This is a genomic window from Streptomyces sp. NPDC001904, assembly GCF_040297005.1.
Lineage (GTDB): Bacteria > Actinomycetota > Actinomycetes > Streptomycetales > Streptomycetaceae > Streptomyces.
The window spans coordinates 36,645-58,465 of sequence record NZ_JBEOYI010000015.1 but is presented as its reverse complement, the minus strand read 5'-3'; the positions used below and the strand labels follow the sequence as shown (position 1 = coordinate 58,465).

The window sequence follows — 21,821 nt, the reverse complement described above, 5'->3', positions numbered from 1 at the left end:
GCACGGACCAACACAGTGGGGAAGTCATGGTGAACGACCACCGGCCCGCACCGCACCCGGACCGGTTCGGTCCGGCGCCGGAGCCGTACGCGGCGGCCGGCCCCCGGCCGACCGCCCGTCAGGAGTCCGTCCACGACCCGGAGGGCGACCGCGCGGAGCGGGCGCGGCCCAGCGAGCACACCGGCCGCGAGGCCCGCACCGGACCGGTCACGCCCGGGGAGCCGGCCGTGGAGTTGTCCTTCGTCTCCCCGCAGGGCGCCACGCACCGGGTGCGGGCCAGGTTCGGGCCGGACCGGCCGCGTCTGGTCCGGCCGCCCGCGCTGGCCCGGCCGGTCCAATTCGAGGACGGCTGGCGGGGCTTCCAGGTCCGGCTGCCGCAGGAGGCGGGCGCGGACCGGGAGGCGTACACCCTGCTCCATGCGGAGATCACCGCCGCGCTGGCACTGCACCGGGCGTACGCGGGCACCCGCTTCGGCGGTCTCTTCCCGACGCCGGTCGGCTACGACGTGAACACCCCGGCGCCGTTCGTGCTGTACGCCGTGCCGCGCGGACGCCCGCTGTCCGGGCCCACCGAGCGGGTCTCGATGGGCGAACAGCGGGCCGTGGAACGCGATCTGGTGCTGGCGGTACGGCTGATGGAGGCGGTCGGCCTGGTGCACCGGGGCATCGTGCCCGGCGCCGTCCGCCGGGACGCGCAGGGCGTGCAGGTGTGGGACCTGGGCTCGGTGGTGCGCACCGGGCGTCCCCGGGTGCCGTACGGCATACCGCCGTACTCCTCGCCCGAGCAGCGGGCCGGGACGGGCACGACGGAGGCACGGGACGCGCTGTGGAGCGTGGCGCAGGTGATGTACCACCTGGTGACCGGTCGGCCGGGGAGCGCGGACGGGCCGCCCGCCGACCTGGCGGCGCAGCGGTCCGTGCAGGAGACGCTCGGCCAGGTGTTCGCCCGGCGCGCGCAGGACCGGCCGACGCCGGACGCGCTGCTGCGCACCCTGGCGCCGGAGGTCGCCGCCGAGGCGGCAAGCGTGCTGCTGCCGGACCCGCTGGAGCGCCACCGGCGGGAGTTCGAGGAGATCCGGCGCCGCAAGCACGCCTCCCTCGCCCCGCCGCCCCCGGCGCACACCCCGTCCGTCCCGGGGCAGGAACGCGCCGGGGACCCCGGCGGGTTCGGCGCGGACGGGTCCCGGTACGGGGAGGCGCCGCCGGCCCAGTTCACCGGCTACGAGTATCCGGCCCGCGAGCGCAGCCGGCTGCGCACCTGGATCAGCGGAGGCCGCACCTCCGGCACGAACGAGCCCGGCGGAAGCCGGTCCGAAGGAGACACCCGCCGATGACCGTTCCGATGCCGCCGGGCGCCACGGCCCAGGAGATCCTCTGCCCGTACTGCCTGGAGATCATCTCCTACGACGAGCAGCAGCTGTTCGTCCGCAACGACAAGCAGCTGTTCGAGGAGCTGCACGTGGACCGGCAGATCAGTCCGCTGCGTCTCGCCGACACCCTCCGCTCCGCCTATCAGCGGTGCGGCAACTCCGAGAGCGGGCAGACCCACTACATCCCGGTGCCCTATCTGACCAACGGCAGCCCGCTGACCGTGGCGATGGTCGGGGACTCGGCCACCGGCAAGACACATCTGCTCACCCAGATGATCGCCGAGATCGCCGACGGCGGTCTGAAGCGGTACGGGCTGCAGATGCAGTCCGTGAACCCGCAGGACCACCAGACGTTCATGACCGAGCGGGTGGAGCGGCTGCGGTCCGGGACGATGCTGGAGCACACCCGCAGCGCCGGCGGGTTCGCCGCGTTCGTGGACGCGCTGCTGCTGAGCCGGCCGGACGGGCCGGCCCGGCCGGTGGCGTTCTTCGACCTGGCCGGTGAGGACCTGCGCCGCACCGACGCGCTGACCCGGTTCATGGTGGGGGTGGACGCGCTGATCTTCGTGGTGGATCCGCTGCGGGCGCTGCCCATGCCGTATCTGGACCCGCTGCGCGGCGACCTGGGGTACACCCGGGGCGGCGATCCGGCGTTCCAGACCGTGCTGGACCGGCTGCCGCGCGCGGGCGGGCAGTATCTCGGGGTGGCGGCGGCGGTGGTGATCAACAAGAGCGATCTGGTGCGGTTCGAACCGCCCGTGGACCGCTGGCTGGACGAACCCCCGCCGGAACAGCGGATGGCCGAGCGGTTCGCGGAGGAGAGCCGCGACGCGTACGCGTTCCTGCGTCATCACACCGGGCAGGCGTGGGTCGGCCCCTTCGACAGCGTGCTGCGCTGCACCCTGCACTTCGCCTCGGCCACCGGCAGCCACGACCACGAGGGCAGATTCCCGCACGGCACCCGGCCGTTGCGGGTGCTGGAGCCGCTGGTCTCCGTGCTCGCGATGTGCGGGCTGATCGACGGCGGCACCGAGGACCGGCCGGCGGCGGTGGGCTTGTGACACGGACACCGCCCGGCCGGCCGGGAGACGCGGTCGCACCCGACGACCCGGTGCACCAGGTCGTGTTCCGCTGGGCCGGCAACGTCGGCCACCGGGGCGCGGGCATCGCCGCGGTCGCCCACTCCTGCCCCGAGCCCGAGGCCCGCGAACTGGCCGACCGGCTCGGCCCGGTGCTCCGCGTGATGGGTGACGTGCAGCGCCCCAGCCTGGTCCGGCACATCATCCCCGGCGACCGCGTCCTGCTCGTCCGCCGCACCCCCGGCTCCGACGCCCAGAAGCGCGACAGCACGGTCTGCCACGCCCTCCTGGGCCCGGCGCGCATCCTGCTCCCCCTCTACTGCGTCAGTCTGGGCGCCGTTGCCTGGGCGGAGGAGGGCTGGGCCGACCGGGTGACGGGGCCGATCGAGCCGATGCCGCGCGACCGGCTCAAGGCCCTGGCCAATCACATGCGGCACCGCATGTGGGAGAACGTCCGGCTGGTCCGGCGCCCGCTCATCTGTCTGGTGGCTCAGTTCCTGCGCACTCCGGGAGCCCGGCTGTCGGCTCTCGTGGGCGAACTGGACGACTCCTTGGCCACGGCGCGGGCTGCCCAGGCCCCGGGGCACCGGCCGGTCCCTCCCGGACGCGAGTCGCCGGAACCGGCACTCCTGGTGCTGTGGGGCCTGTGGTGGATCTTCGGCTCCTCGCTGGACCGGGGCTCGGGAAGCTGGCAGTTCGCCACCTTCGACACGATGGACGACCAGGCGTACCGGGTGGTGTTCGTGCCGGCCTGGCGCGTCTCCCCCGCGGAGGACAGCCGCCTGCGCCGGATCGACCTGCTGGACCCCGGCACGGACCCGGCCGCCGAACTCGCCGCCACCCTCGTGGACCACTACCTGGACTGGTCCCTCGGCAAGTACCAACGCCTGCTGGACACCGACCCGAACGCGGCCGATCCGGAGGTCCGGCGTTTCCACACCCGGCTCCGCGAGGTGTGGCCCGCCCGCTACGAGTCACCGGTAACTACGGACACAGGCTCCGTCCCGGTGATCTCCCAACCCCTGCCCCTGGAAGTGGAAAAGCAGCCCGCACTGCCGCAACAGCCGCACGCACAGGAAGAGTTGCCGACCCATCAGCCGACCCGGGACACTCCGGCCTCCGACTCGATCCTGACGCCGCCACCAGAGTGGCGCCAACAGCAGCTCGAATCAACGGAGTTGCCCTCTCCCTCACCCTCCCGCCACCCGACGACGGAGCCACAGCAGACGGGGAGTCCCACGGAGGAGGCGCAGGACCCACTCGAAGGGACGGAGGCTCAGCGCGCCATCGCGGAGCCCCTGCCGCCGGAATCAATGCCTGCGACGGCACACGCGACAAACCCGTCCGGACAGGCCCGGGATCCCAGGCAGCCGGAGCAGCACGGGCAGTCCGAACGGTCGGGGCAGAGGGCTCACCAGAGCTACCCGGAGCCGCCGAGCACCCCGCCTCAGTACACGCCTCAGTACGTGCCTCAGTACGGGCCACCGCCGCCCCCGCCCTCCGGTTTCCCCGCGCGGACGGACGCACCCCTCGCCACCCACCATCCGACGCCCCCCGTCACGAGCGCCGCCACGAGTTCCGCGACGGCCCCGGCGATGGGAGCGATCACCGACCGGCTGACGCCAGATCGCCGACGCACCCTGAACGACGACGCCCTGCCGGACCTCTTCGACCAGCCGGTCGCGGGAAGGTCGCCGCGCTCGAAGCTCTGGGCGCACCGGGGGCGCCGGGCCCGCATGGAGTGGTCCCAGATCCTGATGCTGGCCGACGACCTGACCCACGCGACGAACCGGGCGGAACCCGCGGCCGACCTCCTGCACAAGACCGAGGAGCGCCTGGCCCAGGCCCACCACAAGGACCTCCTGTCGGTCCTCCGCCAGCCCCTGCACTACGCCGCCCAGAACATCGTCCTGGAGTACCTCCCACCCGCTGTCCAGGCGGACGAGTCGGCCCGCGACCTCCTCGCGACCCTCCTGACGGCCGACTTCCGGATCACGGCGTCCCCCGACCCCCTGGACCTCTACCTGACCGACCTCCACGCCCAACGCACCGCCCGCATGATCCGCTGGTTCTTCGGCTGGCTCGTCGAACCCCGGACGACGAAGCACCACGGCCCCGGGCTCACCAAATACCTCAGCTCGATCGCCTCGTCCGACGACCCGGCCGACCACCAGATCCTGCAGGAACTCCTGATCGACGCGAAGGAGGACCGGATTCCGCCCCTGCCGAAGGAGACATGGCTGGCCGTCACCCGGGCCCTGTACGAGAAGGCACACCCGTAGGCGGACCCAGGTCTGGCCCCGACAGAGATCGGGGGCAGACCTGGGGAAGGTCTCCGCAGGTCAGGAACCCTTGGCGGCGGGCTCCAGGATCGCGACGCACTCCACGTGATGCGTCATCGCGAAACATGTGAATCAAAAACATGTGAAAGAAAGTCACAGGTCAGCGCCACACCGACAGTGGTTCGGGCCAGGTTCGATGTGCGTTACGGGCACTACGTGCGATCTCTTGACGCACGACCCACCGGGTGATCCTTTTAACGGGTCGGCAAGCGGGGCGTGTCCGCCTACCTGAAGAAGGCTGCGCAGCGGCAGATCGAGCGCGACAGCGTGGACGAGCTGATCGCCGACTTCGAGCGCGTCAACGGTCCCGCCGATCCGCAGGCTGTGGACGCCAAGCGAACCAAGCTCACCGGCACCCCCTCCTCCGTTGCCGGTGCTGCCGTGTGAGCGGCGCTCTGATCCTGGACAGTGAGGGCCTGGCCAAGGCCGTCCAGCGTGACCGCGAAGTCCAGGAGTGGCTCACCGCCGCCCGCGATGCCGACTGGCCCATCGTCACCTCGGCTGCAGTGCTGGTCAAGGTGATCCACCCCAGGATCAATGACGCGGCGCTGAAATGGACACTGTCCCGACTGCGGGTCGAGCCCGTCACCCAGGCCACCGCCCAGACGGCGACGACCCTGCTGCGCTCAGCTGGACTGCACGGCCACAAGTACGCCATCGACGCCACGCTCTGCGCCACCGCGCTCGCGCAGCCTGGCCGCGTCACGATCCTGACGTCCGATGTCGAAGACATCTCCATGCTCACCGCGGACCACACTCGAATCTTGCCCGAGAAGGTCTGACGCAGTCAGAGCCAGCAACCAATCCCTGCCCCCCACCCGCACCAGCCCCGGCAGCACGCGCACTCAACGTATCCACGAGGCCAGGGCAGCCAGCTGCCCTGGCGTGTGGATACTGCGCTCGAAGCCGGGTCTGTGGGTGCGCGGTACCGGGTGCTTACCGGGAACACGCAGGGCCGCGCGATCGGTCATTATGATCTCCACGAACAGCCGAGGCGCCTCACCAGGGCGACGACTTCGCGCAGCCACCGGCCCACCCGGCAGATCAGGGCAGTAAGCATCCCCGCGTCATCCCACCGCCGCACCTCCGGATTCTTCCGATGCCTGCCCCGCCTTCGTTTTGCACCTTTCGGGGGAAGAGTCGTTTCCGCTGGGGCTGTCGTCGCCGGTGGCCGGTCACCGATTGCTACTCCTGTGGAACAGCCAGCGCTCGCCACTTCGATGGTGTGAAGGACCAATCCAAGCGCGCTTCCAGGACGGATTCCGGTCATGGACCACGATGTACGACCCAAGCCGCTGCGCGGCATCAAACGCTTGTCGCTCGGTTCCCTGAGCGGCCTGCTCGCCGGGTACGCGGCCATCGCGATCGCGGAACTGGTCTCCGCTGCCGTGCGCCCCGAATCCGGACCGGTCATCGCGGTCGGCGGGGCGGCGATCGACCGCACCCCGCCCGGCGTGAAGGACTGGGCGATCCGGCAGTTCGGCACCAACGACAAGCTCGTTCTGCAGCTCGGCATTCTCGCCGTGCTGACCGTCCTCGCCCTGGTCCTGGGGGCGTTCGCGACGCGGTGGCGACTGATCGGATCGCTCGGTGTGCTCGCCTTCGGCGTGGTCGGGGCGCTGGCCGCCACCAGCAGGCCCGACTCGACCAGCGCCACCGACGCGCTGCCCTCCGTGGTGGGTGCCGTGGTCGGTGCCTGCCTGCTGTACTGGCTGATCGGACGGCTGGGGCAGCCCCGCCGTACGGTGCACGAGTCGGCCGCGGCCAGCGCGGAGCACGACACCGACCAGGCCGAGGGCGGGGCGACCCCCGCACAGCCCGGCGACGACGGGGAAGGCTCCGGGTGGGACCGGCGCGGCTTCATCCTCGCGGCCACCGCGGCGGCCGCCGCCTCCACCGGCGCCGGTCTCGCGGGGCGTGCCCTCAACGGATCCCAGGGCCAGAACGCCGTCGCCTCCCGCAAGGACATCGTGCTCCCCGCCCCGTCGTCGAAAGCGGCGGCCGTACCCAAGGGGGCCGCACTGCGGATCAAGGGCATCAGCCCGTTCATGACGCCCAACGATGACTTCTACCGCGTCGACACCGCCCTCGTGGTGCCCAAGGTCGACGCCACATCCTGGAAACTGCGCATCCACGGCAAGGGCGTGCAGCGTGAACGCACCCTGTCCTTCGACGACTTGCTGAAGATGCCGCTCATCGAACGGAACATCACCCTCACCTGCGTCTCGAACGAGGTCGGCGGCCCCTACGTGGGCAACGCCCGCTGGATCGGCGTCCGCCTGGCCGACCTGCTCAAGGAATGCGGCGTGCGGCCCCCGTCGAAGGGCGGACCCGCCGACCAGCTGGTGGCGCGCTCGGTGGACGGCATGACCATCGGCAGCCCGGTCGAGGACGTGATGGACGGCCGCGACGCGATGCTCGCCCTCGGCATGAACGGACAGCCGCTGCCCTTCGAGCACGGCTTCCCGGTCCGCATGCTCGTCCCGGGGCTGTACGGCTATGTGTCGGCCTGCAAGTGGATCCAGGACATCGAGCTGACCACGTTCGACGCCTACGACTCGTACTGGGTCAAGCGGGACTGGGCGCAGAAGGCGCCGATCAAGACCGAGTCGCGCATCGACACACCCAAGCCGTTCGGCCGCCCGAAGACCGGCACGGTCATGGTCGCGGGCGTCGCATGGGCCCAGCACCGCGGAATCGACAAGGTCGAGGTACGCGTCGACGACGGACCGTGGGAGATGGCCCGGCTCGCCACCGAGGACACCCGCGACACCTGGCGCCAGTGGTCGTACGAGTGGCCCGCCACAAAGGGCGGCCACACCCTCACCGTCCGCGCCACCGACCGCACCGGCGAGACCCAGACACAGAAGCGCACCCCGACAATCCCCGACGGCGCTTCCGGCTGGCACTCGGTCGTCGTCACCGTCGACTAGATAGAGGGAAGGAAACGGCCAGGAAGCGACGAACATGATCCTCACGGTGGGTGGTCGGGGCGCACATGAGTTACTGGTGTGGTCCCCCAGTTCACACCGCGTTCCAGCGGTATCCGGAAGGCGGCGTATGACGCAACCCATCTCGATCGGCCCCAATCCAGCCCATGGCCCTGATCTGCCCGCGCTCGTCAGGCAGGTCGGTGCGGGAGACCAGGAGGCGTTCGCCGCCGTCTACGACGCGGGCTGCAATGCCGTTTTCGGGCTGATCCTCAAGGTGTTGCGCGACCACGCCCAGGCCGAGGAAGTCGCCCAGGAGGTGTGGGTGGAGGCATGGCGCACGGCCGGCCGTTACCGAGCGGAGCGCGGGTCGGTGCTCAACTGGTTGCTCACTCTGGCCCACCGGCGCAGCGTCGACCGCATCCGCTCCGTGGAGTCTGCGGCTGCTCGCGACCACCGGGCCGCGCTGCTGGACCGGGCTCCGGAGTTCGACGAGGTCTCTGAGCAGGTGCAGGCCCGGGAAGAGCGGGAAGAACTGCGCCGGTGCCTGCGTTCGCTCAGTGAGATCCAGCGTCAGTCGGTCACGCTGGCGTACTACCAGGGCCTGACCTATAAAGAGGTCGCTGAAGAACTGTCGGCGCCTTTGGGCACGATCAAGACGCGGCTGCGGGACGGGCTCATCCGGCTCCGTGACTGCTTGGGGGTGACGGCATGACCGTGGACACAGGCGATGTGCACACGCTGACAGGCGCGTACGCACTCGACGCGCTCGACGACGCCGAACGCGCCCTGTTCGAGACGCACATGGCCCGGTGCGAGTCGTGCGCGCTGGAGGTACAGGAGTTCACCGCCACCGCCGGACGACTCGCCCTGGCGACCACGATCCGCCCTCCCGACCATCTGAAGTCGCAGGTGTTGCGGCAGATCAGTGAGGTGCGACAGGAGCATCCCGCTCCGCCAGCCAAGGCGTCCAGCGGGGCGAGGACACGCCACGGAATGGCGCTGCGGTGGGTCTTGGCTGCCTGCGCGGCCGGGATCGCCGCTCTCGGCGGAACCACCGTGTGGCAGCACGGCCAAGCCGACGACGCGCGTCACCGGGCCGAGGCCGTGCGGGAACAATCCGACCGGATCGCCGCAGTTCTCGCCGCGCCGGACGCCAAGGTGGCCGCCGCGCCCCTGGAGGGAGGGGCGCGTGGTTCCGTGGTTGTCTCGCGGGGCAGCGGCAGGGCCGTGTTCATTGCCTCCCGTATGGCAGCCCCTCCGAAGGGCAAGGTGTACCAGCTGTGGTTCGCCGACGACGGCCACATGCGCTCGGCAGGCCTGATGGACGCCTCCCGGGTCGACCAGAGCGTGCTCATGGACGGCCGCGTGGGCGAGGCCACGGGCATCGGTATCACGCTGGAACCGGCCGGCGGGTCACAACAGCCCACCAGTTCGCCCCTGGCGACGATGGCCCTGCCCTCCTGACAGGTGGCAGGGCGGCCTGGCCCTGCTGCGCGTGTGTCGAGGGGAGCACCACGGTCGTGGTGCTCCCCTCGACACACGTTGGCCTGTTGCAGGAGCTCGCATCTTCACGGTCAAGGCATCTCTTCTTGCCGCGCCATGGCGTCTGACCTGGGACTCGACCGTGCGGAATGCGCGGGCGTCCCACTCTTTCGGGAATCCACCAATCCGCTGCGGCCGCCGCTCCGGATTCCGTTCGATGGAGGCGGATGGCCTTCACGGATCTGATCGTTGAGGGATTGTCATGCAGACTCGAGTCCGTCGTGTTGCTGTTGTCGTTGCCGCCGCCGCGATGTTGCCGCTGGCCCTGACGGCGTGCTCCGACAGCGACTCCAAGGACAAGGCGTCCGACAGTTCTTCGGCTGCCGCCTCGAAGGGCTCGGACATGGCCAGCCCCTCCGACGACATGACGGATTCCGACAAGCCCTTCGGTTCGGCTTGCGCGTCGGTGCCGAAGGACGGTGCGGGTTCCTTCGACGGGATGGCCAAGGACCCGGTCGCGACCGCCGCCTCGAACAACCCGGCGCTGTCCACTCTGGTCACTGCCGTGAAGAAGGCCGGTCTGGTCGACACGCTGAACAACGCGCAGAACGTCACGGTGTTCGCGCCGACCAACGACGCCTTCGCGAAGATTCCGAAGGCCGACCTGGACAAGGTCCTCAACGACAAGGCTCAGCTCACCAAGATCCTGACCTACCACGTCGTGGGCCAGAAGCTTGCGCCGAAGGACCTGGAGAACGGCTCCTTCGACACGCTGGAGAAGTCGAAGCTGATGACGTCGGGCTCGGGCGAGTCCTACAAGGTCAACGACTCCGCCAACGTGGTGTGCGGCAACGTCAAGACCGCCAACGCCAACGTCTACATCATCGACTCCGTCCTCATGCCCAAGAGCTGACGGACCACGGACTGACACAACCGAGCAGAGGGAAGACGGGAAATCTGCTCCCCTGTCCCACTGTCACCCGGGGTACGGGACAGCACGGACAGGAGGCGTCCGGGAGGACTTGAGCGATGGTCTCCCGGAGGTTGTGTCCGGGTGAGGTGGTCAGCGATTCCAAAGCGCAGGCGTGCGGCCGCCTCACCCACCTTCCCCATTTCGCATTGAGATGGGAACTGCGGGGTGAGTGTGCTGAATGCGCTGCTCTGCCTGCCGGTTGGCGTCGTGATGGCCACCCTGGGTCGGCTGATCAATACGGGCAGGCCGCGCATCTCGGTGCTGTGGACGATGGGGGCCGCCGTACTGGCTGCGCTCATCGGCACGATCGGCGCCCTCTTGTTCGCCCCCGCCTGCACTCCGGGTGTCACCTGGACCACTCTGCTCCTGCAGACCGTTCCTGCCGCCGCTGCCGTGGCCTGCACAGAGACCATCGAGCCCTGCACGTTCGCGGCATCTCCGGGCGGCGACTCGCCGACGTCCTGACATCCGTGTGAACAGCGCGCCCTCGGCGGCACAGGGCGCATCGCGCGGCGTTCTTGCGCACCGTATCCCTGGCGCCGAGTGCTCCTGCGGCGCCAGGGATACGTGTTGCGACGGCAGGCCGCGGGTGGGCCTGCCTCAGTACCTACGGGCGGTGGACTACTTCCACATGCCCATGTCGCCGTCGTGGTTCATCGAGCCGTGGTGGCCCATGTGGCCCTCGTCCCAGGCGTGCCCGCCCCAGTTGCCCGAGTCGTTGGCGCAGCTGTTGCCGAAGGCCGGGTTGAGCAGGCCGATGACGTTGACGGTGTTGCCGCAGGCGTTGACCGGGACATGGACCGGCACCTGGACGACGTTGCCGGACAGCACGCCGGGCGAGCCCACAGCGGCGCCCTGAGCTCCGGCGTCCGCGGCCGCCGCGCCCGCACCGGCCAGGACCGAACCGCCGATGGCCACCACGATCGCCGCGCTCTTCAGCACACGAGACATGAAACGCTCCACACTCATCCGCACGGTCCCCACCCCTTGGGGCAAGGACGAGAAGCGGTTCGCTTCTCACTGGCCATCCGGAACGTCCCAGGGAGCTGGATTGGCTGCACGGCCCGAGTTCACCCGTCCGGACCACGTCCTTCCCACTGCTGCCAGCCACGGAAAGGGAAAGCTCCGCGTCAGGCGCCGCCACGGATCACCGCGTTCGGCTTTGATCAACATGCGGATGCGGTGATCCGGGCCCAGCGTCGAAGCAGGCGGGGCTTCCGGCCCGCTCCGCCTGCCCGTGGTCCTGTGTCCGCGGGCCCTGCGGCCGGGCGATCTCGAAAGGACCGCATCCATGCGCAAGCTTGCCCAGTACCTCGCTGTCGGCGCCCTCGTCACCCCCCTGGTCATCGGCGCCGCCGGCCTCGCCTCCGCCGACGACGGCCCCGCCTACAAGAAGGCGCAGAACTCCGCCAACGTCAACGGCGGCATGACGATGGAGACGGTCAGCGGCTTCACTCCCGACGGCAAGGCGTACTTCAAGACCACCACCAAGCAGGCCGGCCCCACCGGAGCCACCGGCAACACCACCGGTTCGCACTCCTGAACCGGATCACGAACACGGCCTCCTGAGAGAGGCACGAGCAGTGTGGCGCCCCGCAGGCGGGGCGCCACACTGCTGTGACCGGTCAAAGCGTGCGGATCGATGCCGGCGGAGCTCCACCCAATGGGTGAGCCTGGCCGTCCCCGGCGCCGGGCAGGCGCGCCGGATGAACGCACTGACCGCTCTGGAACAATACGTGGCCCGCTGCAACAGCGCGGTGTGGCAAGCAATGGTTCCACCGCGTACGAAACAGGCCGAGGTCCTGCTACATGTTCGCCGGCCCGGTACGTGTGGATCTTGAGGGCGCGAGGGCCGATGATGAGGTCGATCTCTTCTGCGTTGCTTCGCCAGGCGGTTCTCAGTCGTCGGAGGCGTGGAGCGGGAGGGCGGCTGTGATGCGCTTGCCGACAGGATCCGGGCGTACGTCCACATGCCGGCTGACGGCTTCGACGATCTCAAGCCCGTGCTGCCCGGCCCGGTCCGGGTCGGGCATCGACGCCACCGACAGATCTGTGCTGCTGTCCCACACGGTGATGCGCAGTTCGACGGGGGTCAGTGCGAGCTCCATCAGGTACGGCCCCGGTGCGTACTTGGCTGCGTTGGTGACCAGCTCGCTCACCGTCAGCTCACACAGCTCATCCGTGGATCGGTCGATCTCGCAGCCGTGCTCGGACCTGGCATGGTCGAGAAACCGGGTCGCCGCACGACGAGCCGCCCCGGGAGTGCTGTGCTCCTGAGAGGAAAAGGCCCGCGCCACCGGCGTTCCCTGCTCGTCCCGACAGTGACAACGGTTCGTCTGTTGGACCATGCCCCGCTCCTGTGTCGGTTCCTGCCTGCTGCGCATCCACGACCACACCAAACGCAAGCTCTCCCTGTGGAATCCGTGTCTTCGCAACAGGTCCGGATCGAGCGCCCGCACCGGACGCGGCAGGTTTCACGCCAGAGCGCGCGACCTTAGCGTGTTGACATTCGCCTTCAAGCCGAAGCGTAAACGACGCGATGCAACCAATCCGCTCGGTGCGAGGTCTCCGGAATAAGGGCGTCAGAAGTTCGAGAGTCCCGTGCCGCTCGCGGCGAACAGCGAGGCGGCGGAGGAAAGAGGCTTGCTGTGATAGCCCGTCACACCGCACGACTGACTACCCTAGCCGCTGTCCCGGCGGCACTGGCGCTCTGCGCCGTCCCGGCCGTCGCGCACGAGGGTCACGCGACGGCCACGTCCGGAGACAGTTACCAGGTCGACCTGGCGCCGCTGAACAACTCCGGCTCCAAGGGCACCGCAATGCTCATGCTGGACGGCACGAAGCTCACAGTGAAGATCGAGGCATCGGGTCTCGTTCCGGGCCAGCCGCACGCCCAGCACATCCACGGCTCGACCACCGGGCACGACTTCCACTGCCCTGAGGCCTCCGCGGACAAGAACAAGGACGGCATCATCACCACCGCCGAGGGCCTTCCCTCCTACGGTGACATCAACATCTCCCTCACCACCAAGGGAGACACGTCGAAGGGCAGCGGCCTGGCCGTGGACCGCATGCCGACCGCCGACAAGAACGGCCACCTCTCCTACGAACGCACCATCACCGTCTCCCAGAAGGTCGCCGACCACATCAAGGATCTGCACGTGGTCCAGCACGGAATCGACCCCAACAGCAACGGCAAGTACGACTTCGGCAAGGGCAAGAGCGAACTCGACCCCAAGCTCCCGCAGGAAGCCACCGCCCCCGCCGACTGCGGCATGCTCCAGGGCGCGGCTGTCGGGTCGATGCCGGTCGGCGGCGTGGAGACGGGCTCCGGCAGCACAGCAGGAGTCGAGGCTCCTGGCCTGATCGCCGGTGGCAGCGCCGCGGCACTGGCCGGTGCCGGCGTGTTCTTCGTGCGGCGCCGCAAGCACCAGCCCGCCGACAGCAACAGCTGACGGACTGTCATGGAATCGCGTGACACACCACATGTCGCATGGTGGCGCCGCGGTGGTCGACAGCAGGCGCTGTCGGCCACCGCGGCCGTGGCCCTCCTCATCGCAGGCATCACCGCTCTCACCATCGGCCTCCTGCGACAGACACCGGCCCCGCCCACCGCAGCGCGCCACCGCGTACCCGTCGCCACACCGTCGACTCCCGCCACCGCAGTGCCCGACGAGACGCCGGCCCCCTCGGCCGCGGCCGCAGTGATGGCCTCATCACCTCCGACCCGGCTCTCCATCCCCACTATCGGCGTGAAGACGTCCCTGGAGCGGCTCGGTCTCGACAAGAACCGGGCCATGCAGACCCCGAAGAACCCGGACCGCGCGGGATGGTTCACCCCCGGTCCCACGCCCGGCGCCAAAGGGCCGGCCGTTCTGGCAGGACACGTCACCTGGAACCAGAAGCGCTCGGTGTTCTTCGACCTCGCTCGTCTGCACACCGGGGAACACGTCTACGTAGAGCGCGAGGACGGCAGCACCGCTCGGTTCACCGTCACCCGCACCGCGCAATACGCCAAGAACCGGTTCCCCTCACTGGATGTCTACCGCAACACCGACCACGCTGAACTGCGCCTCATCACCTGCGCCGGCGACTACCGCGACCATCACTACGCCGACAACACCGTCGTCTACGCGCGCCTCGACCAGCCCCGCTCGCACCACACCCCCTCGCCCGACCCAGGGCAGTGACCTGAAGGCCGGAAGTCAGCAAAGGAGAACGCCATGACAGGCCGCACTCCCGACCTGCCTGCCCCCACGCGCACCCATGACCGCCGAGGGCGTCCTGGCGCGATGGCCCACCGGAGCCTGGAAGACAGAACTCATCGGCCTCGTGCTGTACTTCCACGGCGCCTTCGACGAACGGGACGCCGACGCGGCGGCCCGCGCCTACCGCGGCCGCCGCGTGCTGGTCAACACGGCACACGATCTCGAAGTGCACCCGGCCGGAACGACACCGCTGCTGTCGATCCTCGACGAGGCCACGGACCAAGCCCGCCCCGCCCCCTCACGCGGATCTTTCTGTGTCTCACCGTGGAGCCTTGAAGGCCAGGCACGGCGGGCGTCTCCGGAAGGTGACGCTCTCTCTGCCCGTCGCCGTCAGCCCGTCGCAGCCGTAGGAGCCTGTTCGACGGTGCGCGCGAGGATGCCGAGTGTCGCTCGCAGGCCGGCTTCCGGGATCACCGGAAAGATGTCTGCCTGGCGGTACTTGTCGTCGATCTGGCTCCAGTCGTAGTACGACGTGACGGCCGTACCGGAACCGTGGGGTTCGAGGCGGTAGCCGTAGAGGTGACGGATCGGCGGCTGGATGGTGCCGGAGATCGTCCACTCCAGGAGAGCCCCGTCTTCGTAGCGCGTGATGATCACTGTCACGTCATAGCGGCCCATGGGCAGATCGCCCAACGCCTCCCGGTCCATGTGGACGACGAACTCGTCCCCGACCGCGGTCACCGGTGCGCCCTCCGCGGACTGGAGCATCCCCGAGCTGTCGATGAGGACATGACCTTGCGGCGAACACAGGACGTCGAAGATCGCAGCCGGGGATGCGGCGATCTGGCGCGTGACTTCAAAACGTTCATCTGTCATGCACCCACCCTCGCACTCGCGGCTCGACAAGGCCGAACCGGGTTCGGAGGCAGCACTAATACAGCAAGCCCACAGCTCAGATCTTCAAAGACATTCCGCGTCAACGCCATCAGGAAAATGCGGCGGCAAAATTAATTCGGAGCAGACACCATTGCGGATTGGCCCGCACCAGAGAACCCTTCGAGTGGCGTACAGGAAACTCTCTCTGCACCGAGAAGACACGGTTCACTGCCGGGAGTCCGGGACACTGCCAGTGAAGAGCGCGGGCCAGAGGACGAGTTGATCAGCGTCGGCTCACAGGCCGCGCAGCAGCCTTCCCGCAAGACCACCTGGTGCGATGGGCCCGCATCCCCCTTTCGGCGTAACCTTCGCTCGCGCCCCCGAACGAATTATGAAAGCCCATACATTTCACTTGCGAGTCCCTCACCTGCGATTCCCGCAGCGCGTGAAGGGGGGATCGAGAATCGCAGCACAGGCAACGGTCACACGCGACACGGAATCCATGGTTCTCTCCGTTAAGGCATTTCTCATGTCGCGCATTGGTGCCAGCTGGTGATTGACCGTCAGGCTCACCTTGATCCATCGGCGGTCGGCTGGCTCGCACTGCGTCCACACCCCAGGCCGCACCGCCCTTTCGCTCCGCGCGGAGTAACGGGGGCGGGTGTCCTGCCACGGAAGGACTTTCGCCCATGTCCCGTACCAAGAGGCCGGCCAGACGTGTCGTCGACCAGGCGCTTGTCGTCCTGGGCTCCGGCGCAATGGCAGCCGGTCTGGCCGGGCTTGCGCTCGCGCCGACTCCCAGCGCCGCGTCCAGCCACCGCGAAGCACCGCTGATCGCGGGCGATCCGCGGGCCGACAACACCGACGTCTATGCCTTCACCAGCCCCGACCGCAGTGACACGGTCACGCTGGTCGCGAACTGGATTCCTTTCGAGGAGCCCAACGGCGGCCCGAACTTCTACGCCTTCGCGGACGACGCCCGCTACCACGTCAAGATCGACAACACCGGTGACGGGCGCCCGGACCTGACCTACACCTGGAAGTTCCGCAACCAGGTGCGCGACGCGGGCGGACAGTTCCTGTACAACACCGGGCAGGTCACCTCACTGACCGACCCCGACCTGAACTTCCGGCAGACCTACGACCTCACCGTCACCGACGGCCGCCACCGCACCCGCACCCTGCTGCACAACGCGCCGGTCGCGCCCTCCCGCACCGGCAACGCCTCCATGCCCGACTACGGGGCCCTGCGCGGGCAGGCCGTGCGCCCGGTGAACGGCGGCGCGAAGGCGTTCGCCGGGCAGGCCGACGACCCGTTCTTCGCCGACCTGCGCGTCTTCGACCTCCTGTACGGAGGAAACCTGAGCGAACGCGGCCAGGACACCCTGGCCGGGTACAACGTGAACACCGTCGCGCTGCAGATCCCCAAGAAGGCCCTCGCGCTGCGCGGCAACAGCTCCCGCAACCCGGTCGTGGGCGTGTGGTCGACCACTGAACGCCGCGGCGCGCAGGTGTCCGACAGCCGCTCCGGCCACCACGACGGCTGGCGCCAGGTGTCCCGCCTCGGCAACCCGCTGGTCAACGAGGTCGTCGTCCCGCTCAAGTACAAGGACGCCTTCAACTCCCTCTCCCCCGACCAGGACCGCACGGTCAAGCCCGTCGTCGACAAGGTCCTCGACCCGGTCCTGCCCAAGCTGATCCAGAAGGTCTACGGGGTACCGGCGCCCGCCGCACCGCGCAACGACCTCGCCGAGATCTTCCTGACCGGGATCTGCAAGGCGTGCGGTCCCGTCAAGGCCGACCTCAACGCCCACCGCCTCAACAAGGACGCCGACCAGCGCCGGATCGTCCCCGCCGAGGAACTGCGCCTGAACATGGCCGTGGCCCCCACGGCCAAGCCCAACCGGCTCGGCGTGCTCGCCGGCGACCTGGGCGGCTTCCCCAACGGCCGCCGCCTGGGCGACGACGTCATCGACATCTCGCTCCAGGCCGTCGAGGGCGCCGCGCAGACCGGCAAGCTCGTGCCCGCGCTGGCCGACGGCGACAAGGTGAACGCCAACGACACCGCCTTCGGTACGTCGTTCCCCTACCTGGCGCTGCCCAACACCAAGAGCGTCAACAAGTCGGCCGCGGGGAGCCCCGGAGCCCAGCAGTCGTCGCTGAAGACGGCACAGACATCGGCCGTCACCGCGGCGGGGGCACTCCTGCTCGGCGTCGGCGGCTTCCGGATGCGCCGCAAGCGCACCACCGCCTGATCCTTTCCACCGCACACCATCTTCGGCGGGCCAGACGACGATGCCTGGCCCGCCGGGGGCCCACGCTCTGTCCCGGAGGTCTTCGTGGCCAGCGACCATCCCCACCGAACGCCTGCCCGGCGCAGACACCTGCGCAGCGCGGCCGTCTGCATCGCCTTGGGCGTCGCCCTGTTCACCGCCGGGGCGCTGGGCCTCTCACCGCTGGGCTCCGCCACCCCCGACACCGCAACTTCCGCCCGCCCCGCGCACGGTGGATCTCTGGCCGCCCTCCAGCAGCGTGTGCGCCAACTCCCCACCGATCCCGACGCCTGGTCGGCCCTCGGGATGGCATACGTGCAACAGGCCCGGCAGAACGCCGACCCCGCTACCTACGCGAGGGCCGAGGGAGCGCTGCGCCGGTCGCTGAAGGTGCAACCGGCCGGCAACGACCACGCGGAGACCGCCATGGCGGCCCTCGCCGCAGGCCGACACGACTTCGCCCGGGCCCTGACCTGGTCGCTCCAGGCCACCACGACAAATCCGTACAGCGCACCGGCATACGGCGTCCTGGCCGACGCCTACACCCAACTCGGCCGGTACGACGAGGCATTCGACGCCGTCCAGCGCATGACCGACCTCCGGCCGGACAGCACGTCCCTGGCCAGGGCCTCCTACACGTGGGAACTGCGCGGCGACACCCGCAAAGCCCGCACCCTGATGAATCGCTCTCTCGACGCCGCGGCCTCCCCGGCCGAGCGCTCGTTCGCCCTCACGCACCTCTCCCTGCTCGCCTCGGACGCCGGCGACGCTCGGACCGCTTTGCGCGAAGCCCAGCGAGGGCTCGGACAATCCCCGCACGACAGCGGGCTACTGGAAGCGCGCGCCCGCGCGTACACCGCGCTCGGAGACCACACGCGCGCCGTCCGGGACTACACCGAGGCCATCGCCATCGCACCACTGCCCCACTATCTGCTGGCGCTGGGCGAACTCCAGCAGTCCCTGGGCCGACCGGATCAAGCCCAGGACCAGTACCGCGTCCTGCGCGCCCAGGATGCGGTACGCAAAGAGACCGGGGCACGGCCCGACACGGATGCGATCCTCTTCGAGGCCGATCACGGAGATCCCCGAGCCGCCGTCGGCATGGGCCACCAGGCCATCGCAGCACGCCCGTTCCTCGCGGTACACGATGCCTATGCCTGGGCACTGCACCGAGCGGGCCGGGACCAGGAAGCCCTGGCCGAGGCCAACCGCGCCCTGGCGCTGGGCACACGAAGCGCGCTCCTTCTCTTCCACCGCGCGATGATCCATCAGTCGCTCGGCCACACGGCCAAGGCACGCGGCGACCTCCGACGAGCTCTCGCGATCGACGCGCACTTCCATCCCGTGCACGCCCCCGAGGCCCGCGCCGCGCTCGACAGAATCGACGGACCCCGATGAACCCGACTGCCCCACGCACCCTTGCCGCTGTGCTGGCAGCCGTCACCTGCCTCAGTGCCGCCGCCATCGCCACCGCAACTCCCGCGACAGCTCACCCCCTGGGCAACTTCACCGTCAATCACCACACGGGACTCGTCCTGCACCCGGACGGCGTCGACGCCCGCATCGTCGTGGACCGCGCGGAGATCTCCACCGCCCAAGAACTCCAGGACATCGACACCGACCACGACGGACGCGTCAGCGACCAAGAGAGCACGCACTACGCAGGCGAGGCGTGCAGTGCACTGGAGCGCCAGCTCCTCACCACCGTGGACGCAAGCCGCCTTCAATGGCACCTCTCGTCCAGCCGTTTCAGCCGCCGTCCGGGAGAGGCCGGGCTTCCGACCAGCCGCCTTGAGTGCAATATGACCGCGCCCGCAGACCTGCACTCTCCGGCCGTCATCGGACTGCGCACCACGTACGACACCCGACGCGTCGGGTGGCAGGAGATCACAGCCCGCGCCGACGGCTTGGCCCTGGCCTCCTCCGATGTGCCTGCTCAGTCGTCGACCGACGAACTGCGGAACTATCCCAAAGACCCACTGGCGTCGCCCTTGAACCAGCGCACCGCCGACCTGCGCGCCGAGCCCGGCCGCACGCAGGACCTGGCCTCGGTGCGCGATGTCCTGCCCTCGACCGGTCCGATCGCGACAGCACTGTCCGCCGTGCAGAACACCTTCGACTCATTGCTGGGCGCGCGCGAACTGACCGTTCCCGTCGGGCTGCTGGCACTGCTGCTCTCGCTCGTCCTGGGCGCCTCCCATGCGGCCATGCCCGGACACGGCAAGACGCTCATGGCGGCCTACCTCGCAGGTAAGCGAGGCACTCCGCGAGACGCTCTGACTGTCGGTGCCACCGTGACCTTCACCCACACCGCAGGCGTTCTCGCGCTGGGACTGGCCCTCCCCCTCGCCACGAATCTCGCCGGCGAAGCGGTTCTCACCTGGCTCGGTGTCATCAGCGGCCTCATGATCACCGGCATCGGCCTGTGGCTGCTGCGCTCCGCACTCCTCAACCGCGACGCACCCCCGCATCACCACGGCCACCACCATCACCATCACGATGACCACCACGAGCACCATCACGGCGATGCCGGCCATGCGGCGCACGACCACCTTCCGCGTCTCCCCACACCTCACCGCGATCACGCTCAACCGGACGAAATGGCACCCGGTTCTGTCGCGCTGCTCACCAAGGAGCACCACCACCCCCACAGCCACACACACCACGTTCCGCGGACGAAGCGCAGCGGTCTCATCGGCATGGGCATCGCCGGCGGCCTTGTACCGAGCCCATCCGCGCTCGTCGTGTTGCTGGGCGCCACCGCACTGGGCCGAACCGCCTTCGGAATCAGCCTCGTCGTCGGCTACGGCATCGGCATGGCCGGAACACTCACCCTCGCCGGACTCCTCCTGGTACGCCTACGAGCCCGCATCGAGAACGGTCTGCGCGCAACGGATCCCGCCCGGTGGAAGCGTCTACGCCGGCTGGCTCGCTACGGCCCCGTCGGCACTGCCGCGCTGGTGTCGATCGTGGGCCTCGGCCTCGTCACACGCGCCGCCATCGGCCCCTGGTAGAGCGACGGAAACAACACGAGCAGGAGCTGGCATGTCCCGCGTGCTGCTTGGACATGCTCGCTCCCGCTCGCTGCGGCTCCCGGCGAATCAGAGACCGACGCCCAGGCCCAAGCCGAGGCCGAGGCCGAGGCCGATACCACCACCGTAGTAGTGGTCGTGGCCCCAGTATCCGCCGTGGTGGTGGTGCCACCCGGGACCGTCGTCCGCCGGCAGGGTACGGACTGCCTGCACCGAACTCTGCGCGGGAACCGCGGCCTGTGCGGCGCCGACCATGGGAAGCGCTGCGGCGCAGGTGAGGGCGGCTATGACCGCACCTCTGGCAAGTGTGATGCGCATGAGGGACTCCAATGTCCGAAGGCAACAACACCTCTGACGCTACGACCCCTCTCAGCCCCACGCCCGTTGGATCATGACGCTCAGCGAACACGGTGACACAAGGTGAATCGTGCGGCGTCCACACAGGCCCCGCCGTCAACCGCGGGTGATGCGCCGGTACCGGCCGACCGCAAGTGGCATGAATATCGCGATCACAGCACATGAGCACAACAGCCCGTACACAGCAGCATGTTGAGCGGGCCAGCCACTGGGCCCGCCGATGCCGCGTGGGGCCTCGTTACCGAACAAGGAGCGAGCCGCCGTGGCTACTGCGGAGACCGGATTCCATTCGGCAACGAGCCGCAGCGGAGCGGGCATCGTCGTGACCGGGACGAAGGCTCCAGAGACGAAGGTGACAGGGAAGAGCCAGATCAGACCGGCGCTCTGCGCGACTTCGACACTCCGAGCCATCAACCCCACCGTCGCCCCGACCCAGGACATGGCGAAAGCGAAGAGCAGGACCAACCCGTATGCGGCCAGGGCGCCGGCCGCAGATCCTTCGACGCGCCAGCCGACCAACACTCCGCACAGCGACGTCACCGCGAGGGTGACGGCACTCATGGAAAGGTCGGACAGGGTGCGGCCGAGGATCACGGAGCCGCGCGGTGTCGGCAGTGCGCGGAAGCGGTCCACCATGCCCTTGTCCATGTCGGCGGCCAGTCCGATCGCCGTGAAGGAGGCGTTGAAGGTGACGGCCTGCGCGAAGATGCCTCCCATCAGAAACGTACGGTACTGGTCACCGCCCAGGCTTCCACCGAAGACGTAGGCGAGGAGCAGGACGAACATGAGCGGCTGGACCAGCGCCGCCACCACCGCGCCGGGTGTGCGGCGCAGGTTCACCAGATTGCGCCAGGCGATCAGCGCACCGTCGCGCACGGTGCGCATCGATCCCGTCG

At 69.3% G+C, this 21,821-nt stretch carries 20 protein-coding genes and 1 pseudogene; 16 read left to right on the top strand and 5 right to left on the bottom strand.

What is annotated here, in order from left to right; all coding sequences use genetic code 11:
* Nucleotides 1-26 precede the first annotated feature (26 nt).
* The 10 genes and pseudogenes from ABT127_RS23405 to ABT127_RS23360 all read left to right on the top strand — a co-directional run bounded on the left by ABT127_RS23405 (nt 27) and on the right by ABT127_RS23360 (nt 10,644).
* Nucleotides 27-1,334 (top strand): protein kinase family protein, encoded by a 1,308-nt coding sequence (locus tag ABT127_RS23405; RefSeq protein ID WP_351453298.1) that lies wholly within the window; start codon nt 27-29, stop codon nt 1,332-1,334.
* Nucleotides 1,331-2,431: a hypothetical protein gene (locus ABT127_RS23400; protein WP_351453296.1), complete on the top strand. Its 1,101-nt coding sequence runs from the start codon at nt 1,331-1,333 to the stop codon at nt 2,429-2,431. The genes ABT127_RS23405 and ABT127_RS23400 overlap by 4 nt, the downstream gene beginning before the upstream one ends.
* On the top strand, nt 2,428-4,731 hold the full coding sequence (locus tag ABT127_RS23395; protein ID WP_351453294.1) for a hypothetical protein: 2,304 nt from the start codon (nt 2,428-2,430) through the stop codon (nt 4,729-4,731). The genes ABT127_RS23400 and ABT127_RS23395 overlap by 4 nt, the downstream gene beginning before the upstream one ends.
* 258 nt (nt 4,732-4,989) lie before the next feature.
* A pseudogene (locus ABT127_RS23390) lies at nt 4,990-5,178 on the top strand (hypothetical protein); the annotation flags it as partial.
* Nucleotides 5,175-5,573, top strand: coding sequence for a DNA-binding protein (locus ABT127_RS23385; RefSeq protein ID WP_351453292.1), 399 nt, complete (start codon nt 5,175-5,177; stop codon nt 5,571-5,573). The pseudogene ABT127_RS23390 and the gene ABT127_RS23385, both read left to right, overlap by 4 nt.
* 486 nt (nt 5,574-6,059) lie before the next feature.
* Nucleotides 6,060-7,724, top strand: a complete 1,665-nt coding sequence (locus tag ABT127_RS23380; RefSeq protein WP_351453289.1) for a sulfite oxidase — start codon at nt 6,060-6,062, stop codon at nt 7,722-7,724.
* Nucleotides 7,725-7,851: 127 nt separating this feature from the next.
* Nucleotides 7,852-8,436 carry an ECF RNA polymerase sigma factor SigK gene (gene sigK / locus ABT127_RS23375; RefSeq protein WP_351453286.1) on the top strand — a complete coding sequence of 195 codons (585 nt, stop codon included), beginning with the start codon at nt 7,852-7,854 and terminating at the stop codon, nt 8,434-8,436.
* 2 nt (nt 8,437-8,438) lie between these two features.
* Nucleotides 8,439-9,188 carry an anti-sigma factor gene (locus tag ABT127_RS23370; protein ID WP_351453574.1) on the top strand — a complete coding sequence of 250 codons (750 nt, stop codon included), beginning with the start codon at nt 8,439-8,441 and terminating at the stop codon, nt 9,186-9,188.
* Between the two features lie 280 nt (nt 9,189-9,468).
* Entirely contained in the window at nt 9,469-10,119 is a 651-nt protein-coding gene (locus ABT127_RS23365; protein ID WP_351453283.1) for a fasciclin domain-containing protein, read from the top strand.
* Between the two features lie 225 nt (nt 10,120-10,344).
* The gene (locus ABT127_RS23360) at nt 10,345-10,644 is read left to right on the top strand and encodes a GlsB/YeaQ/YmgE family stress response membrane protein (protein WP_351453280.1); all 300 of its coding nucleotides are present in this window, start codon (nt 10,345-10,347) and stop codon (nt 10,642-10,644) included.
* A gap of 156 nt (nt 10,645-10,800) precedes the next feature.
* On the opposite strand, the gene ABT127_RS23355 is transcribed toward ABT127_RS23360, so the two are convergent.
* Nucleotides 10,801-11,130 (bottom strand): chaplin, encoded by a 330-nt coding sequence (locus tag ABT127_RS23355; protein WP_351453277.1) that lies wholly within the window; start codon nt 11,128-11,130, stop codon nt 10,801-10,803.
* A gap of 340 nt (nt 11,131-11,470) precedes the next feature.
* Here ABT127_RS23355 and ABT127_RS23350 point away from each other — a divergent pair, with 340 nt between their 5' ends.
* The gene (locus tag ABT127_RS23350; protein ID WP_351453274.1) at nt 11,471-11,722 is read left to right on the top strand and encodes a hypothetical protein; all 252 of its coding nucleotides are present in this window, start codon (nt 11,471-11,473) and stop codon (nt 11,720-11,722) included.
* Between the two features lie 355 nt (nt 11,723-12,077).
* On the opposite strand, the gene ABT127_RS23345 is transcribed toward ABT127_RS23350, so the two are convergent.
* Nucleotides 12,078-12,527, bottom strand: coding sequence for an ATP-binding protein (locus tag ABT127_RS23345; protein WP_351453272.1), 450 nt, complete (start codon nt 12,525-12,527; stop codon nt 12,078-12,080).
* A 300-nt stretch (nt 12,528-12,827) separates the two neighbouring features.
* Here ABT127_RS23345 and ABT127_RS23340 point away from each other — a divergent pair, with 300 nt between their 5' ends.
* Both ABT127_RS23340 and ABT127_RS23335 read left to right on the top strand, forming a co-directional pair.
* The gene (locus ABT127_RS23340) at nt 12,828-13,634 is read left to right on the top strand and encodes a GVDTG sorting domain-containing protein (protein WP_351453269.1); all 807 of its coding nucleotides are present in this window, start codon (nt 12,828-12,830) and stop codon (nt 13,632-13,634) included.
* Between the two features lie 9 nt (nt 13,635-13,643).
* Nucleotides 13,644-14,369, top strand: a complete 726-nt coding sequence (locus ABT127_RS23335) for a class F sortase (protein ID WP_351453266.1) — start codon at nt 13,644-13,646, stop codon at nt 14,367-14,369.
* A 408-nt stretch (nt 14,370-14,777) separates the two neighbouring features.
* On the opposite strand, the gene ABT127_RS23330 is transcribed toward ABT127_RS23335, so the two are convergent.
* Complete coding sequence (locus tag ABT127_RS23330) at nt 14,778-15,263, bottom strand: SRPBCC family protein (RefSeq protein WP_351453264.1); 486 nt, start codon at nt 15,261-15,263, stop codon at nt 14,778-14,780.
* Between the two features lie 689 nt (nt 15,264-15,952).
* Here ABT127_RS23330 and ABT127_RS23325 point away from each other — a divergent pair.
* The 3 genes from ABT127_RS23325 (at nt 15,953) to ABT127_RS23315 (ending at nt 20,550) form a co-directional block, all read left to right on the top strand.
* Nucleotides 15,953-17,518 carry a DUF4331 domain-containing protein gene (locus tag ABT127_RS23325; RefSeq protein ID WP_351453261.1) on the top strand — a complete coding sequence of 522 codons (1,566 nt, stop codon included), beginning with the start codon at nt 15,953-15,955 and terminating at the stop codon, nt 17,516-17,518.
* Between the two features lie 84 nt (nt 17,519-17,602).
* Complete coding sequence (locus ABT127_RS23320; RefSeq protein WP_351453259.1) at nt 17,603-18,934, top strand: tetratricopeptide repeat protein; 1,332 nt, start codon at nt 17,603-17,605, stop codon at nt 18,932-18,934.
* A gap of 29 nt (nt 18,935-18,963) precedes the next feature.
* Nucleotides 18,964-20,550 carry a nickel/cobalt transporter gene (locus ABT127_RS23315; RefSeq protein ID WP_351453256.1) on the top strand — a complete coding sequence of 529 codons (1,587 nt, stop codon included), beginning with the start codon at nt 18,964-18,966 and terminating at the stop codon, nt 20,548-20,550.
* Between the two features lie 87 nt (nt 20,551-20,637).
* Here the strand turns inward: ABT127_RS23315 and ABT127_RS23310 are convergent, their stop codons facing one another.
* Together ABT127_RS23310 and ABT127_RS23305 are read right to left on the bottom strand one after the other, a co-directional pair.
* On the bottom strand, nt 20,638-20,886 hold the full coding sequence (locus tag ABT127_RS23310) for a hypothetical protein (protein WP_351453253.1): 249 nt from the start codon (nt 20,884-20,886) through the stop codon (nt 20,638-20,640).
* A gap of 135 nt (nt 20,887-21,021) precedes the next feature.
* The gene (locus ABT127_RS23305) at nt 21,022-21,810 is read right to left on the bottom strand and encodes an ABC transporter permease (RefSeq protein WP_502971765.1); all 789 of its coding nucleotides are present in this window, start codon (nt 21,808-21,810) and stop codon (nt 21,022-21,024) included.
* Nucleotides 21,811-21,821: the final 11 nt, after the last annotated feature.

Bases quoted from the DNA above. Each gene is read 5' to 3' on its own strand.
- ABT127_RS23405 (WP_351453298.1), top strand. From the start codon at position 27: ATGGTGAACGACCACCGGCCCGCACCGCACCCGGACCGGTTCGGTCCG.
- ABT127_RS23355 (WP_351453277.1), bottom strand. From the start codon at position 11,130: ATGTCTCGTGTGCTGAAGAGCGCGGCGATCGTGGTGGCCATCGGCGGT.
- sigK (WP_351453286.1), top strand. From the start codon at position 7,852: ATGACGCAACCCATCTCGATCGGCCCCAATCCAGCCCATGGCCCTGAT.
- ABT127_RS23345 (WP_351453272.1), bottom strand. From the start codon at position 12,527: ATGGTCCAACAGACGAACCGTTGTCACTGTCGGGACGAGCAGGGAACG.
- ABT127_RS23305 (WP_502971765.1), bottom strand. From the start codon at position 21,810: ATGCGCACCGTGCGCGACGGTGCGCTGATCGCCTGGCGCAATCTGGTG.
- ABT127_RS23335 (WP_351453266.1), top strand. From the start codon at position 13,644: ATGGAATCGCGTGACACACCACATGTCGCATGGTGGCGCCGCGGTGGT.
- ABT127_RS23310 (WP_351453253.1), bottom strand. From the start codon at position 20,886: ATGCGCATCACACTTGCCAGAGGTGCGGTCATAGCCGCCCTCACCTGC.
- ABT127_RS23400 (WP_351453296.1), top strand. From the start codon at position 1,331: ATGACCGTTCCGATGCCGCCGGGCGCCACGGCCCAGGAGATCCTCTGC.
- ABT127_RS23330 (WP_351453264.1), bottom strand. From the start codon at position 15,263: ATGACAGATGAACGTTTTGAAGTCACGCGCCAGATCGCCGCATCCCCG.
- ABT127_RS23380 (WP_351453289.1), top strand. From the start codon at position 6,060: ATGGACCACGATGTACGACCCAAGCCGCTGCGCGGCATCAAACGCTTG.
- ABT127_RS23350 (WP_351453274.1), top strand. From the start codon at position 11,471: ATGCGCAAGCTTGCCCAGTACCTCGCTGTCGGCGCCCTCGTCACCCCC.
- ABT127_RS23325 (WP_351453261.1), top strand. From the start codon at position 15,953: ATGTCCCGTACCAAGAGGCCGGCCAGACGTGTCGTCGACCAGGCGCTT.
- ABT127_RS23365 (WP_351453283.1), top strand. From the start codon at position 9,469: ATGCAGACTCGAGTCCGTCGTGTTGCTGTTGTCGTTGCCGCCGCCGCG.